Source organism: Streptomyces flaveolus (genome assembly GCF_000716535.1).
GTDB classification, from domain to species: Bacteria; Actinomycetota; Actinomycetes; order Streptomycetales; family Streptomycetaceae; genus Streptomyces; species Streptomyces flaveolus_A.
The window spans coordinates 1-923 of record NZ_JNWV01000132.1; the positions used below are offsets into that span (position 1 = coordinate 1).

The window sequence follows — 923 nt, forward strand, 5'->3', positions numbered from 1 at the left end:
CCTACCCCCCGCACGACAGCAGAACCAGCCAATCTGACGAACCTTCCCAACCGTCATGCGTCATGACGCATCCCGTGAGATAGAGTCTGGGCTTAGTACGCACCCCCTACCCTGGCCCCTCCCCTCATCACATGCAGAGGAAATACTGGCCCGTCAATTCCACTACCACCAACGAAAAACCTCCACTCGTCACCTCTTCACAGCCGAACAGAAAGCGGATCTCGGGATGCCTCACATGGAATTGCGACCGCATCAGGCGGAAGCCGTAGACGCCGTGGTGAAGCACCTTCAGGACCCACCAGGGGGGCGCATTCCCCCGGAGGGGCTGCGGACACAGGTAATCGCCGCTACTGGATCGGGCAAGACGTTGATTGCCGTGGAATCGGCGCGGCGGCTGGCTGCGAGGCGTGTCCTGGTCCTGGTGCCGACACGGGACCTGCTGACACAGATGGCCGGCGCGTGGCGCCGGGGCGGCCGGCGGGGGGCGATGGTCGGGGTGTGCGACCTGGGGCCCGAGGAGTCCGACGGCGTCCCGTGTACCACCGACCCGGATGAACTCCTGTCATGGGTACAGGACCTGGACGTCGTCACCGTGTTCGCGACCTACGCGGCGGTGGGGCTGGGCAAGCTCCAGCGGGCCCACGAGGCGGGCTTGCCGGTGTGGGACCTCATGATCATTGACGAGGCCCACAGGACAAGTGGTGACGGCATGAAGCCGTGGGCGGCGGTTCACCATCAGGCGCGGATTCCAGCGGTGCGACGGCTCTACATGACCGCGACTCCGCGTGTGTGGGAGGCCGATGGGGAGCAGCCGCGGTTGGTGGCTTCGATGGACCGGGACTCGCCGGTGTTCGGGCCGGTGGCGTTCGAGCTGAAGCTGTCGGAGGCGGTCCGGCGGGGGATCGTTGCGCCGTATCAGGTGG

1 protein-coding gene is annotated in these 923 nt (G+C 66.1%); it reads left to right on the forward strand.

What is annotated here, in order from left to right; all coding sequences use genetic code 11:
• Positions 1-235: 235 nt before the first annotated feature.
• On the forward strand, positions 236-923 hold a 688-nt coding region (locus OO52_RS45485), incomplete at its 3' end, for a DEAD/DEAH box helicase family protein (RefSeq protein WP_432422522.1).